We start from the raw sequence: 15193 nt of genomic DNA on the forward strand, positions 1-15193 counted from the left end.
AGTCCTGGTATGGCATTGTTCTTCTGTAACAGTTTTAATAATGGAAAAACTTTCAAATTTACTACTTAAACTTTCACGGCGTTTGTTTGTTGATTCAAATCAACAAGAACAATTTATTGAAGCATTAATTCATCCCCAACCTTTTCCACCTTGTATTCTTTGGTGTCAAGAAAAGCCAGAGATTTTACCTTTTATAGTAGAAACACCAACTAACTGGCAACCACAATTTGTAGACCGTTTATACCTGGGTGAAAAACCAGGTCAACATCCGCTACATAACCAAGGGTATTTTTATTGCTTAGATTTTTCTTCTGTATTTGCTGCTACTACTTTGTTAGCAATTCCTCAATCAATCCAGATAATTTTTGATATGTGTGCTTCTCCAGGTGGTAAGAGTGTCTTTGCCTGGAAGGCGTTACAACCAGAATTAATTATTAGTAATGAAGTGATTGGTAAACGTTTGAAAATGTTAATCTCTAATTTAAAACGTTGCCAAATTAGTCCTTCTATTGTAGTGAATAGAGATTCTAGTATTTTTGCAGAAAATATTTCCTTATCTAGTGATTTAGTTATAGTAGATGCGCCTTGCACTGGACAATCTTTACTCGCTAAAGGTGAAAAATCACCAGGATGTTTTCATCCGACAGCTATTAATAAAAGTGCAAACCGACAAAAAAGAATTATAGCTAATTCGGCTAAAGTTGTTGCTCCTCAAGGTTATCTTGCTTATATGACTTGTACTTATTCTCTTGAAGAAAATGAGCAGGTTTGTGAATGGTTTTTGTCACGCTTTCCCCAATTTCAGGCTGTAAAAATTAGCTCTTTACAAGAGTATCAATCACATTTAACTACTCTACCTTGTTATCGAATTTTTCCTCAAGATAGATTAGGCGCTGGTGCGTTTACTGTGCTTTTTCAAAACACTGAGGATGGTGAAAAAAAAGATATAGGTTTGGATGCTTTATCTAGGGTTTGGAAAAATACTAACCACAGTACAGATTGTTAAATATGTAGCGCAACTGTAATTTAGTCTCAACAAAAATGTCAATTAATAAAACGCTTTGTGACTTCAGCAATCCGCAATCCATAACGTTCAGATGTGAGGCGATCGCCTTCGTCAATTACTGCTTCCTTACCACTCATATCCAGTGGACTTTGACCCATCACACCCAAAAATCCCCCTAAGCGATTTACCCCATCATCCTTACCAAATAAAAAGCTTTGTAAGTCTCCCACATTCACCCAAATCATGCCATGTTGAGCAGCGTTCGTTACCAAATATAAAAGTGTTCCTTGTTTGTCGCCACTGGGAGAACTAGAGTGCGTAAAACCGCCAGCAATTTTGTCTTTCCATCCGTGTTTAAACCAAATTTCGCTACCTGCATCGATAAATGCTTTGAATTGCGCTGCTACTCCACCCATATAAGTCGGTGAACCAAATACAATTGCATCTGCATGATTTAACTTTGTCATCACTTGATCATTCTTCCAGCGACCATTGACGATCTCTTCGCCGATAATCCGTATAAGTTCAATAGTTGTACCTTCACATTGACTTGCACCTTTAGCAACAGCTTGTGCCATTAAATGAGTATGACCGTTACCAGAAAAATAGATAATTGCAATGGTAGGCATAAAAAACTTTAGTTAAATTTTTAACTTCAATCAACGACAGATATCATAAGTACTTCTTGGTTGCAAAGTAAAGTATTGTAGGAAACAAACTTGAAAGTCTTTTAGTATCTATCTAGGTTTGATAATCAATTTATCTCTTAAATTTCCTAGCGATCGCTATAGTAATTTTGATGTTGCTTTTAGCACAAATTAACTAAATTGCTGGGCATAAAACCTAGCATAGCGGTGTTCTAAGGCTAATAGTTCTTCATGAGTTCCCGACTCGACAATTTGTCCTTGTTCTAAAACTAAAATGCGATCGCAGCGTCGTACTGTACTTAAACGATGAGCAATAATAAATACTGTGCGATTCTGCATTAATCTTTCTAAAGCTTCTTGGACTAATGCTTCTGACTCGGAATCTAACGCAGATGTAGCTTCATCTAAAATCAAAATTTGGGGATTTAATAAAACAGCACGAGCGATCGCAATTCTTTGGCGTTGTCCACCTGATAAGTTTACCCCACGTTCGCCTACCCAAGTATGATAACCCTCTGGTAGTTGACTAATAAATTGGTCAGCATTAGCAATTTTTGCCGCTTCTGCAACTGCTGACATTTCAAAAACATCTTTGCCAAAGGCAATATTTTGGGCAATTGTCCCGGAAAACATGATCGTTTCTTGGGGAACAATACCAATTTGTCGCCGCAGACTTTCAAGGGTGACATCTTGAATATCAACGCCATCAATGAATATTTGACCCGAAAGTGGATCATAAAAACGAGGTAGAAGATTTACAAATGTAGTTTTACCTGCACCAGAAGCACCCACAAGGGCGATCGCTTCTCCTGGCATGACCAATAAACTGATATCTTTTAAAACAGGCTCATCAGGTTTATAGGCAAAAGATACATGATGATATTCTACTTTGCCATTGACTGGGGGTAAGGCGATCGCCTTGGATTTTTCTATTACCGTCGGCTGAATTGCTATTAATTCAAAAACTCGGTCAACAGAGGCTTCACCTTGTTTAAATTCGTTGTAGTTGTTAGTAGTATGACCAATAGGATCAATCAACAACCCGGCTGCGGCTAAGTAACTAAAAAATTCTCCTACTGTTAAGTTGCGTTGAGAAATTTGCCAGGCCCCTACCATTAATAACGATAATGCACTCAAGGCTTCCAAAAATCCAATAATTGGGATTTGAATGGCTTTGAGGCGTTCTGCTAAATATTTGGCTTGAAAACTGCGTTCTGCCTCATGGCTAAATCGGGCGACTTCATACTTTTCGGCCGCAAAAGCTTGTACCAGACGAATACCGCTGAAAACTTCCGTGAGGATAGCCGATAAACTCGATACCCGATTTTGACTTTTAAGGGAATATTTGCGTAAACGTTCGCCAAACCAGCCAATTAAAATCCCCATTAATGGCGCAACAATCACCGTGGCTAGTGTGAGTTGCCAATTCAGGTAAATCATGTAGATGGGAATTGCCACCAACTGTAAAACGCAGGGAATAAAATCGTGAAATAATTTATTAATGACTTCACCAACGCGGTCAATATCTTCTGTGAGGCGGTAAGATAAATCACCTGCTTTGGCTGTTTCAAAAAAGCTGAGATTGAGCTTTTGTAAGTGGCTGTAGACTTGTTTACGGAGAGTAAAAGCAACTCTTAAAGCAGCTTTCGCCATGTATATATCTTGCACTGACTGAAAAAAGCCGCGTACAAGAAACACTAAGCCGAGAATTGCAGCTAATTGAGCGATCGCTACTACATTACCTTGTCCGAAGGGGGCTGCCAACTTACCTGCGATGTTTATTAGCCCTAATGTCGCTAGGACATATCCCAAGATGCCAACACATCCCTTGGTAATATTTTGCCACTGCGGTCGGATATAAGGCAGTAGTTGCCAGTAATTAGAACGGGTTTTCAAGCTATAACGTCCACAAAAATATTTTCCTTTGTTTGACGCTATCAGCTTTTGTGTAGTTTCTTCACGTTAATTCATATTTATGTCTGGGTTTTCTGGAAATTCCCAACGAAGTAGCCTAGGTAGCTGTGATAAATCTAAGGCGTAGTTCCCAGCCCACAGGACAATTTCTAAAACTAATAAATAGCGAATCCACAGTAATTCGTTCGTGGAACCTAAAATTGTTAACCCTTCATACAATTGCCAGAAGCGGTAAGGCAAATATAAGTAGGGAACCATCACCCATACTACATTTTGGACTTGTCTGAGGGTGACAATCTCCGAGATAATTTGCAACCCTAACATGACAAAGTACCAACCTAAGACGGTTAAGACGGAAGTGTAACCCCAAAACACACCCCACAGCAGCATTACTACTAAGGGTAATAACACTCCTAGTACTTGTACAGTGCCAAACCAGATTTTAAACCACTCTGGTAGCGGTTTTGGTAGGCTGAAGGGCTTGGCATTTCTCCACGCCCAACCAACAACAACTAAAAAAGCTGTGGCAACTAGGAAAAATATGAGGTTTTCTAAAAATAAGTAGAGGTTGGTGTCAAATAAATTCATGATGACATTATTAACCTCTAGTTAGTGTTTTCATGTCACTGATCCCCAGTGGTATTTTTGCAGATTAACGACCTAGCCAAGTTTTAATTAGATCAAGAATACTAGAACCACCCCAAACTAAGGCAAACAAAATTGAAGTAGTTAAGATTGCTCCCATTAAACACAGAACTAAACCACCTAAGCTAATAGCCCCATCATCTTCTAGTAAACCAAAGCCAGTTACAAAAATGCCCATTGCTGGTAAGGTATTAGTTCCTGGAATGGGAATCATCATCGAAATTGCCATCAGAGCGATCGCACTACCAATGGTGACTCTTCCTGGTAGAGTAGTACAGATATAGCTTAAACGAGGACGAGCGATCGCTTCAATTCTTCGCAGCCAAGGCAGCCCTCCTTTCAAAAACCCTTGGACTGTTGCCAGTTTAATCGGATGATTCATCATTTTCTGCGGTAGCCAAGGAGTTTTAGCACCGATAATTAACTGTACCGCCAAAAGAAAAATCAAAACTCCAAAAGGAACCGAGTACCCAGGCGCAGGAATCGGCAAAGCTGAAGGTAGAGATAAAATCACCAGCAAAAACCCAAATATTCTTTCTTTTGCTAGTAGTAAAATCTCCGCCAAAGTTACATTTGATGGTCTTTCTTCTTCAAAAAAATAGCGCTGTAATTCGTTAGATAGTCTAGCCATAAATTGCCAAAGTTTAGTTAATCTTAGTTAAAAGATATACTTAGTTGTCTGTATCAACAGCATAACTGAAAGCATATCGATAATGAAAAATCATGACTTGCTATCCGCTGTTACAAAATAAAATAGTAGTTAGTATATTCATGATAAATTGAGTTTTTATTGTTGTATTTTAGTTGAAAACGTCGAAATGAATCTTTCAATGTCTATTAGCTCTAGACTCTTGAATCAAATGAGCAATCGATGGTAGTAAAGAAACAACTATAATTAATCCGATAATCGGTAATAAATACTTATCTAACTGTTCAGCTGGCAAAGATTTTCCTAAGAAAAACCCTAATATGGTAATTCCAAACGTCCAAAATAAGCCGCCGATTAAGTTGTAAAACATAAATGTCCGATAATGCATTGCACCAAGTCCAGCTACAATTGGGGCAAAAGTCCTGACAATCGGTACAAATCTGGCTAAAACAATTGTTTTTTTGCCATGCTGTTGATAAAATTTTTGGGTTTTCACCAGATGTTTTTTATGAAATAACCATGAGTCTTCCTTTTGAAATAATCTTCTACCAAATTTGTGTCCTGTAGTATAGCCAACGTTATCACCTAGGACTGCACAAATAAAAGCACCAATAATTAAAACCCAAATATTCAATAGATTTTGAGATGCCACAAATCCCGCTGTAAACAGTAAACTATCTCCTGGTAGAAAAAACCCAATCAGCAAGCCAGATTCAGCAAAGATAATTCCCCAAACCCCAAAATAGCCTAATGATTTAATCAACTGTGGTAAGTCAAAATGCATAAAATCTCACATTATAAAGAATATGCATCCAACATCTTAACGTTCAGCAATTTTTTCAAATGATTAATATTATTAAGTTTACGTGAATTTATTTACGCTACGCGAGTCAGTGGTCAGTTGTCAGTGGTCAGTTGTCATTTATCTCCCCTGCTCCCTGCTCCCTGCCCCCCTGCTCCCTGCTCCCTGCTCCCCTGCCCCCTGCTCCCTATTTGTATCAATTTTAAAGTTAAACGGTATAACCTCCATTACAGGTAAAAGATGCAAAGATATTGGAAAGTACTAGGAATATTTTGGAGTACCGCTATAGCAGCAGAGATGGAGTATCGTCTCAACTTCCTCATAGCTGCTTTTACCAGCTTGGGTAATTTGGTAGGTAGTTTATTTGGACTATTCTTGTTTTATCGTACTGGCTATTCTTTTACTGGCTGGTCATGGGAAGCTGCTTTGATTGTTTTGGGAATTTTTACCTTGCTGCAAGGCTTTTCTGCAACCTTTCTGGCTCCCAATCTCAATCGAATTGTCCGCCATGTCCAAGAAGGCACTTTGGATTTTGTGCTACTCAAACCTATCCGTAGTCAGTTTTGGCTTTCTACTCATACCCTTTCACCTTGGGGAGTACCTGATTTGATTTTTGGTAGTTTTATAATTGGGTATGCAGGTCAACGCCTAGGTTTGGAAATCAGTAACTACCTACTTAGTGCAGTACCTTTGTTATTTGGTTTGGTAATTCTTTATAGTTTGTGGTTCATGCTAGGAGCAACTAGCATCTGGTTTGTAAAAATATACAACGTTACCGAGGTACTACGGGGTTTGTTGGAAGCTGGCAGATATCCAATGGTAGCGTATCCTGTAGCTTATCGTTTTTTCTTTACCTTTGTAGTACCAGTAGCTTTTTTAACTACCATACCAGCAGAAGCGATGTTAGGTCGTAGTCGAATAACTTGGTCAATAGGTGCAGCAGTTTTGGCCTTGGTGCTACTTTTAATTTCTACTTGGTTTTGGCGGTTTGCTTTACGGTTTTACACTAGTGCTTCAAGTTAAATTATGGTGTCAACCTGATTTTTTTGTACTACACAGTTTGTAGTACAAAAAAATCAGCAATTATTTCATAAACCTGAGGTTGAGTTTATGCTGCAATGCCTTCTGTAGAACCACCGGCTGCTTTCCAAGCAGCAAAACCGCCTTGAATTTCAGCGACATCAGTAAACCCAGCTTTCCGCAATAGTTGTGCAGCGTGGGTTGATTGTTCGTCGTTATCGCCATAAATATAGATATGGCGTTTCGTATGTAAGGCAGATTTGGCTTGCTGTGCCAAGTTTTCTAAAGAAATAGGTATGGCTTTGGTTATATGTCCGTGGTTGTAAGTATGGCGATCGCGCACGTCAATGTAAAATTACTTCACAGGCGATCGCAAAAAAATGGACGAAATAACTCGCAGACGAGACTTGCTTTTGTACCATGCAGATGCACTAACCCCATCTTGTGCAGCTGGAAGCCTTGCACAGCCTCACAATCTACGGGGTTTGATTGTCTGACAATTTCTGTAAACGATGGTAATAAATTGGGATAGCATTGCAGATTCCACCATTGCTGTTCTAGATGATCTGCATAGATGCCAAAAGCGATCGCAGAATTTTTTAACAGTTCTTCTAGGGTTATTGTCTGCTGTTGTAGGTAATAAAATGCTAACTGCAACCGATAAGGATGTCCTCCCAGCAAAGTAATCAGGCGCTGGGTTTGTGGCGTGTTTATCTCTTGTTCACACCTATCTGCTAGATCCTGTACCTGAGCAGAGGTAAACTCAGGCAACTCAATCACTAGCCCAGTATTCAAGAGAGAGGGATCGATTAAGGGAGGCATCAGAATTTCAGTAGAATGAACCGTCACCAGTCGCAATTTGTGCCAAGGATTAGTGTCTGCATCACCTTTTTTGGCTTGCTCTGACCAGGTTCGCAGAAGTTGCAGAAATTCCAGTGCGGTATCGGGGTAGGCAAAAAGCTGGTTGAGTTCATCAATCGCAATGACCAGGGAGCGATTCTTTCTTGAAGACGCTGCGCGATCGCGGTTAACTAAGATAACATTCTCGAAGTAGTCGGTGGCGTTCGATTTACTACCTAAGGAATTATTCCAAAAATCGATGATTGTATTTGGTAAGTCTAATTGCTTGCTAACTCTGGCACAGAACCATTGTAAGAAGCGATCTAGGTTCTGTAAAACCTCGCAGTCAGCGAGTTGCAAATTCACACAAACGGTGCGATCGCCAAGAGTTTCAGAATAAGCCAGAATGCGGGTCATTAAGGAGGTTTTGCCCATTTGCTTGGGAGCGCGGATGTTGATCAACGCACCGGGTTGCTGGATAGCTTCGTAACAAAGAGATTCGAGGATGGGACGATCAATGTAGAAGACTGAATCCAAGGACATTTGCCCTCCTGGTACGGTTGAGGAACAAGATTGCAAATTGTCTTGCTGAGGCTCCAAGTATAAATAATCATCCTTTAATAAAGTCAGATTAAAGGCATTGAAGCAGCAATCTAAGGTTCGTCTATCGACTCCTACTGAGCTAGTAAATACCTTGCTAAGGGTATTGGGGGTTAAACCTGTTTTCTCACTTAGAGCTTCAAGAGTGTATCGCTTAAAGTTTTGGGCAATTTCTATCTCAGCTTTTGCCTGATTGAGTTTCCTTGAACCTTGATGTGTCAGAGCCACACCCCGCCGTCGTAAATTATTTTTCGATTGTAATTGCATTTTTACTTATCAATCAAGTATAAAAATGTGCTTAGTAATCGACTTATCGATACAGGTGAATACTGTTATTACTTATGCACTTTACGAATTTATGCAGTATAGTTACAAATCTTATGGATACAACTCCAAAAAGTTTATTTTCAATGCGCCTCAAAGTAGGAGTTTGTTCATAAATCAGGAAAAGGTAAACATAAGTGTAGTTCTTAACTTGGGATTTTTTCCAAAGTTAAAAACGACGTTAACTAATGGTTGCAAGATAATTAAATTTCTGGGAACTGAAACCAGTATGGAGAATGGCTTTGTGGATTTACTGGTGATAAATCCTTAACTTTTTTCTTAAATTTGCAAACTTTGGTAGTGTTAGAAATTGGAAATCTGTACTGTTTAACTTAACTTGCCAAAACTCAATGTGATCTTCTTGACTTCAATGATTTAGTTAATTCATAAATACTAATATTACCCTTATGGAGACTGCATGACTTTTCTAATTCCTAATGAAAATAGCCGACCAAATCCCAGTCCTCACAAAACTAATCCAATTGAAAACCGAATTATGGCAATAACTACCAAAGAAGATTTGCAGCAAGAATTAGACTCAGTTCGTGCTAATTATCAAAAATGGCAAGGCGATCAAACTGCAATAAATACACAAACTAGACTGGCACAAATTATTCATTTTCGTGCTAGTCAGATAGGAGTTCAATTAATGTAACAGTAGCCAAACCATGTTTGTAGTAAGGACTTTAGTCCTAAAAAAAAGAGCTAAAGCTCTTACTACGAGCTAATTTTAGCAAAACTTACATTAGTTAACATAGTTTGATTTCTTCTCACCGACTTACTTATATTCCGTCTACTATGGTTAATTTATACATCGAATTTTTCTTACCGACTTACTTATACCACTAGATGCTATTAATAAGTATTAATCTTGTAATCGATTGAAAACATAAGTGAAATTAGAATTATTTGAACCAAGTTTTAAATAAATACAATGTAGCAATAGTAGCTGATGATTCATTGTTGACAAAAGTATCTAATCAAAAATTTATGCAACATAAAGTTAAAGTTTTACTTGCTTTAATTCCCTTCTCCTTTATCCTTGGCAGTTGCCAAAAAGAAGACTTATCAGCAGCTAAGTCATTTGGTGATTTATCTCAATCTCTAGTAGTTGCTAATAAAACAATATCGGCTGATATTTATGCTTCCTGCGCTCGGTCTGCAACTTTAGAAGCTCTGGGAACAACCGAGAATAGAATAAATAGTCAAAACCAATTGAATGTCTGCAACGATATTTATCTTCCAAACTCAAAAAATACTGAACGAGCTGGCAGCGTCTTAGTCAATTATGTTGCTGCAATTGGAAACTTAGCTACCGGAAATGATAACGATTTTACACCTCAGTTCCAGACAATTTCAGAAAGTTTGGGAAATCTTCCAATTAATGAAAATGCTCGCACAGCAGGGATTAAAATTGCTGATTTTATTACTAATCTTCTAATTAAAGATTTTCGGCGAGATAACTTAAAAGTTGCTATCGTTTGCACAGATCAAGATATTCAAGAATATTCTGCTCAACTGTCAGATTTTATTGAGTCATCCTATGTGAAAAATTTGCTTGATCGAGAAATTATGCAAATTCATGAAAATTATGGTTATTACATAGGTGAGGTCAATAAAAGAACAAAATTGTCAAATTCAGAAGACAATCTACAAGATTTTAGCGCACTTCAGGAACGACAAACTTTATTAGAGGCAGAAGAACGAGCAGAAATTACCAAAGTTATTGAACGCAAAAAACAGGGTGCAGACTACGTAACTGCGATTCGTGACACCGCAGAATTTCACGGCAAATTGAAGCGTATTTTCAACAAAAATCGTGAAAAACTCTCATCAGCTCAAATTCAAAAATGTAATAAATATCACTCTAATAATGCAAATCTAAGCGTTCAAAATACCCAACAAAAAGATGAGTTATGGAATCAAAAAATTACTACCTCGGAATTAAAGGAAGCTAAGAAAGTAACCAAGGAATATATTGACAAAATTACTCCTCTACTTGAGAGAAATCAAGATTAATTATCAAGATAATGTTTGCAAATAAAGGAAAAATGACTTATGCCTACTGACCTAAATTTAGATCATTTAAAAGAGGTTTATGAAAAACTAAATAACACAATTAAATTTCTCAGTGAAGAAGCTGGCAAAGCTCGTGACGATGGGAGAATTACTGCTGAAGAATGGCAAAAAGAACAAAGTGAATGGGGCAAGTTGGAAACCAAAGCACTTGAGTTACAGGGTTTAATCGATAAATCAGAGATAAGTACCATACTCAATAAAGATATTAACAGTTCTTATTCGCAAATTTTATATGCTACAGATAATCTAAAGAAATCTGCCGAGGAAATTGATAATGTTGGCAATGTTATATCAGAAATAGCTAAAGTTTTTGATGTTGTTAACAGCACCATTAATGCTATTAAATCAATCTAATTTACTGGCTTTTAGACTAAAAGTATTTTCATTTTAATTAACACACGGAAGTACAAGTTATGAAGACAGTAGTACCAGTTATGAAGATTGCGTTGGGGATTGTAGCGCTTTTAGTATTTGGTTGGCTTGGATGGTTGGTATTACAGCCGAACGGTAATGGAGATAAAAATCTATCTGGAAAGTTTGGAGGAATTGAAGTAACAGCTAGTAGTAAGAACTCTATTAATAAGAACTATACTGTTGATCCTAGTTTGCCTGGAAATAGTCCTGTTCCTGGGCTTTCTATCAAAGAAGGTAAGTTAGTTGAAGTTATTCCTGCCAGAGATTTTAAGTGGAGTTGTAAGGGAAACATAGCCGACCCCTATAACTTTGTCGGGCCTGGTGGCGACAGTAATTATACGGCTGATGATGAAAGAACTCGGTTACCTAGCGCCCCCTTTTGCGGGCTGATTGGTCGTGTTGGTAATAATGGTAAATGGCATTATCTTGGAGATAACAATACTTTTATTTCTGATAGCTCAGGAAGTCTTTATTTAACAGCTAACGATGTGACACCAGGAAACTGCCCTCTACCAGACAAGAATGAATGTTACTCAGATAACAAAGGCTCCGCTAGTGCAACCGTGACAGTCAATGTACAAAAATAGCAAAAGAATAACGATACGCTCATAGATGAAGGTTGATGAGTATGTGATGTCTACGGCGATACTCCACCTACGCTAATTTTGTAATGTATCAACTTTAAAGTGAAACGGTATTACTTGGAGGACTCTTATCAAACAGCACATTAATAACATTGTCAATCAACTTGCTTGACAAATACTTGCGAATTTTGGTATTGCTGAATCAAGGGATGAATTTTGTTTCGCGCATAGACGCGGTAGCGGCTTCCCGCAGGGTAGGCGCAAAGGCGCGAAGAATCAATCTTTTGCTTTGGTCAAAAATTTTAATTCATCCCGCATTTATGCAACGCCCGAATTTTTAATATATGCCAGAAGCTATAAACTATTATTTATGGCATCTACTATTCAAGCTTTACCAACGGAAGTCGTATATTTGATTACCGCCGGAGAGGTAATCGACTCTTTTGCATCGGTGGTGCGGGAATTGGTGGAAAATTCCCTAGATGCAGGTGCAACAAGGATTGTAGTTTATTTGTGGCCGCAGCAATGGCGAGTTCATGTAACCGATAATGGTTGTGGCATGAACCTAGAAGACTTGCAACAAGCAGCCACAGCCCACAGCACGAGTAAAATCCGTTCTAGTGACGATTTGTGGAAAATCAACAGTTTGGGGTTTCGGGGCGAAGCGTTGCACAGTTTGACGACTTTAGCTGAGGTGGAGATTTTGAGTCGTCCACTAGGAAAGTCAGGATGGCGGGTTGTCTATGGTAATGGCGGAAAGGCGATGCAAGTAGAAGCAACTGCGATCGCTCCTGGTACAGTTGTTGCAGTAGCTAATTTATTTGGTAATTGCTCATCTCGTCGTCAGGGATTACCAACAACAGCACAACAAATGAAAGCTGTACAGGCGACAATTCACCAAATCGCCCTTTGTCATCCTCAAGTCACTTGGCAAGTTTGGCAAAATGACCGCCAATGGTTCACTATCTGTCCTGCTGGAACAACAGGACAACTACTACCGCAGATTCTCAATCAGGTACGACAGGGTGATTTGCAAGAAGTAAAATTAGAACTGTCTCACCCGCCAAATTCACTACTTAACCTAGTTATCGGATTACCTGACCGTTGTCATCGCCATCGCCCTGATTGGGTAAGAGTAGCGATTAATAGGCGGATGGTAAACTCACCAGAAATAGAACAGGCGATTTTATCAGCATTTCATAGAACATTACCACGCGATCGCTATCCAATTTGCATCTTACATCTTGCCATTTCCCCTGAGCAAATTAACTGGAATCGCAATCCAGCTAAAACAGAAATTTACCTCAACGAAATTAGTTATTGGCAAGAACAAATTACCCAAGTAATTGACCAAGCACTACGAATTTCTCCTACCAATATTAAAGAATCTGTCCACACAACCAGAGTTAGTAAGTTACTCAAAGCCGCAGAAACCAAAGGCGGCTACAATTTCAATCCTCAAAACTTCAATGAAGATCATAAAACTTTTAACTCGTTAAAAGCTGTTGCTCAAGTTAGCAACACTTATATTGTTGTAGAACATCCTGGTGGAATGTGGTTAGTAGAACAGCACATCGCCCATGAGCGAGTTTTGTATGAGCAATTGTGCGATGAGTGGCAACTTGTTCCCATTGAACCACCAACTATTCTTTATCAATTGTCGCCAGCACAAGTTTCCCAACTGCAACGTATCGGTTTAGATATTGAACCCTTTGGCGAACAACTCTGGGCAGTCCGAACCTTACCCGCAATGCTACAGCAACGAGATGACTGTGCCGAAGCCATTTTAGAACTTAGTTGGGGAGGCGACTTACAAACGGCTCAAGTAGCTGTCGCTTGTCGGAGTGCTATTCGCAACGGCACACCAATGAATCTGCAAGAAATGCAGACACTTTTAGATAATTGGCAACGCACTCGCAACCCCCGCACCTGTCCTCACGGACGACCAATTTATTTATCGCTAGAAGAATCTGCTTTAGCAAGGTTTTTCCGGCGCAATTGGGTAATCGGCAAAAGTCACGGGATTTAATGATTGAATATTTAAAATCTGTAACTGTTGCCGAAATTGCAACCAAGCTGCTGTTGCTTGGATATCTGAACTAGCACCTTTTTTGAGCAAGACTACACCATTTTGAAAACCGATGATTCCATATTCTTGATTATTGCTAAGGCGATCAACAAGTTTTGCTAAATCTTGTAACTGTCGGCGATCGTCTTTAAATGCCGCTTGATATTGTTGTAATTGCCAAAGATCAGCGATCGCATAATCTACTTTAGTTACTTCTTGAGCATCATTGCGTAATTCCAAAGCAGGTAAGCGCAAAATTCCTCGACGGCCCGAAAGATGGGGTACAAGGTAAGTAGTGGCAGAAACACTAGCATCTGGGGGAATTTGTGCTAATAAAAGACGTATTTTAGCTACATGCTGCCACTGTTGAGGAAGTGAAATGTATACCCAGGGTTTGACAGAATCGGGAATCAGAAAATAAAAAGTCCGATTAGGGTTAGATGTAAAGCTAAAAAATAGCGATAGACAAATACAACCAATCCACAAGCGACGAAAAGAAGGTTTAAATTTGTGCTGATGCTGTGACCACCAAAGAATTGCTCCGTAACATAAGCCTGGTACAACAGTTAAAGCGTAGCGGACTGTAATTGCTAGTACCAAACTTCCCTTACCTAAAAGTAATTGTAAAAGCGGAAAACCGGCAATCATCCAAGCAGCAGGAGAAATGGCAGGTACAAAAGCTAATGGCAGCCATTGACCGATTAAATATTTAATTGTTCTGTCTACAGGCGTTACTAGTTCTACTAACAACCGCCACGGGTTGCTAATCATACCCCAAATAATCTCTAGGGTAGAAGCTTTATTCCCATCAGCATACTGACCAAACCGTTCTAGCATAAAGCGCTGGGAAATATCTTGAGAAAATAACGGCATGATTAGGTTGGTGAGAACCAACATATAGCCAAAACTGAGAACACAGACACCAATTCCAGCACGGGGAAAGCGTTTACTCAAAATCATATAAATTCCCACGCCAAATAAACCCACACCAGAATCTTCGCGGACAGCCAAAACCAAAACTGCCATCAGCCAAAATAACCACCACCAGCGTTTTTCTATTGCTAGGAGGAGGGTAAAAATAAATAGGGGGATTTGGCTAATATCGTGGAAATTACTTAAGGTTGGGCCAATAACTGCATTAGCAGCATAAAAACTGGCAGTAATCATCACTGCCAATGATGGTTGTAAATATTGCCGTGCCAATATGTACAAAACTACACCCGCAGCAGTGACCAGTGTGACTTGTAAAAATGTTAAAGTCGCGGGAGAAGGAAATAAAGCGTAGATTGGCCACCACAGCAATAAAGCTGGGGTAAAGTGTTGACCAAGGCGATGATAAAAAACTGTGGGAACTTCTCCAGCGTGGATAACATTAGTAGAAAGACTAGAAGAAAGGGAACTTTGAAAAAAGCGACCGTGGAGATTATTCCAAAAAACTTGGTTAAAAATCCCTTGGTCGAAGGAAGCGTAAAAACTATAGTAACGGTGCAGGGTAAAGAACAAACATAAGATAAAAAAGACTCCTGCTAATTGCAGGATAGTAACGCTGGGATTTCCTCGCTCAAGCTTCCACTTTGACATTAGTTGCAGTTTGTTGTGCA

Annotated in this window: 15 protein-coding genes; 7 read left to right on the top strand and 8 right to left on the bottom strand. The window is 39.1% G+C overall.

From position 1 onward, the window contains the following. The first annotated feature begins 40 nt into the window (after window positions 1-40). Window positions 41-1006 carry an RsmB/NOP family class I SAM-dependent RNA methyltransferase gene (locus QI031_RS01995; protein ID WP_281483563.1) on the top strand — a complete coding sequence of 322 codons (966 nt, stop codon included), beginning with the start codon at window positions 41-43 and terminating at the stop codon, window positions 1004-1006. 38 nt (window positions 1007-1044) lie between these two features. On the opposite strand, the gene QI031_RS02000 is transcribed toward QI031_RS01995, so the two are convergent. From QI031_RS02000 to QI031_RS02020, 5 genes are all read right to left on the bottom strand, one after another. Continuing rightward, window positions 1045-1635: a flavodoxin family protein gene (locus QI031_RS02000; protein WP_281483564.1), complete on the bottom strand. Its 591-nt coding sequence runs from the start codon at window positions 1633-1635 to the stop codon at window positions 1045-1047. Window positions 1636-1824: 189 nt separating this feature from the next. Beyond that, a complete protein-coding gene (locus QI031_RS02005) occupies window positions 1825-3549 on the bottom strand; it encodes an ABC transporter ATP-binding protein (protein ID WP_281483565.1) in 1725 nt (574 codons plus the stop codon). A 66-nt stretch (window positions 3550-3615) separates the two neighbouring features. Further along, a complete protein-coding gene (locus tag QI031_RS02010) occupies window positions 3616-4155 on the bottom strand; it encodes a hypothetical protein (RefSeq protein ID WP_281483566.1) in 540 nt (179 codons plus the stop codon). A gap of 64 nt (window positions 4156-4219) precedes the next feature. Continuing rightward, a complete protein-coding gene (locus tag QI031_RS02015; protein WP_281483567.1) occupies window positions 4220-4843 on the bottom strand; it encodes an exopolysaccharide biosynthesis protein in 624 nt (207 codons plus the stop codon). Window positions 4844-5039: 196 nt separating this feature from the next. Further along, window positions 5040-5645 (bottom strand): DedA family protein, encoded by a 606-nt coding sequence (locus QI031_RS02020; protein WP_281483568.1) that lies wholly within the window; start codon window positions 5643-5645, stop codon window positions 5040-5042. Window positions 5646-5903: 258 nt separating this feature from the next. On the opposite strand from QI031_RS02020, the gene QI031_RS02025 reads away from it, so the two are divergent. After that, on the top strand, window positions 5904-6686 hold the full coding sequence (locus tag QI031_RS02025; protein ID WP_281483569.1) for an ABC transporter permease: 783 nt from the start codon (window positions 5904-5906) through the stop codon (window positions 6684-6686). A gap of 85 nt (window positions 6687-6771) precedes the next feature. On the opposite strand, the gene QI031_RS02030 is transcribed toward QI031_RS02025, so the two are convergent. Then, window positions 6772-7026 (bottom strand): rhodanese-like domain-containing protein, encoded by a 255-nt coding sequence (locus QI031_RS02030; protein ID WP_343217838.1) that lies wholly within the window; start codon window positions 7024-7026, stop codon window positions 6772-6774. Between the two features lie 17 nt (window positions 7027-7043). After that, window positions 7044-8390 (bottom strand): AAA-like domain-containing protein, encoded by a 1347-nt coding sequence (locus QI031_RS02035; RefSeq protein WP_281483570.1) that lies wholly within the window; start codon window positions 8388-8390, stop codon window positions 7044-7046. A gap of 475 nt (window positions 8391-8865) precedes the next feature. On the opposite strand from QI031_RS02035, the gene QI031_RS02040 reads away from it, so the two are divergent. The 5 genes from QI031_RS02040 (at window position 8866) to mutL (ending at window position 13553) form a co-directional block, all read left to right on the top strand. Beyond that, entirely contained in the window at window positions 8866-9102 is a 237-nt protein-coding gene (locus tag QI031_RS02040; protein WP_281483571.1) for a hypothetical protein, read from the top strand. A gap of 254 nt (window positions 9103-9356) precedes the next feature. Next, window positions 9357-10466, top strand: coding sequence for a hypothetical protein (locus tag QI031_RS02045; RefSeq protein WP_281483572.1), 1110 nt, complete (start codon window positions 9357-9359; stop codon window positions 10464-10466). Between the two features lie 39 nt (window positions 10467-10505). Continuing rightward, a complete protein-coding gene (locus QI031_RS02050; RefSeq protein ID WP_281483573.1) occupies window positions 10506-10880 on the top strand; it encodes a hypothetical protein in 375 nt (124 codons plus the stop codon). Window positions 10881-10939: 59 nt separating this feature from the next. Next, entirely contained in the window at window positions 10940-11527 is a 588-nt protein-coding gene (locus QI031_RS02055; protein WP_281483574.1) for a hypothetical protein, read from the top strand. A gap of 367 nt (window positions 11528-11894) precedes the next feature. After that, complete coding sequence (gene mutL / locus QI031_RS02060) at window positions 11895-13553, top strand: DNA mismatch repair endonuclease MutL (protein ID WP_281483575.1); 1659 nt, start codon at window positions 11895-11897, stop codon at window positions 13551-13553. Here the strand turns inward: mutL and QI031_RS02065 are convergent. After that, on the bottom strand, window positions 13500-15173 hold the full coding sequence (locus tag QI031_RS02065; protein WP_281483576.1) for a DUF2079 domain-containing protein: 1674 nt from the start codon (window positions 15171-15173) through the stop codon (window positions 13500-13502). The two genes, mutL and QI031_RS02065, sit on opposite strands and share 54 nt — an antisense overlap. Window positions 15174-15193 lie beyond the last annotated feature (20 nt).

Source organism: Halotia branconii CENA392 (assembly GCF_029953635.1).
In the GTDB taxonomy this organism is placed as follows: Bacteria; Cyanobacteriota; Cyanobacteriia; order Cyanobacteriales; family Nostocaceae; genus Halotia; species Halotia branconii.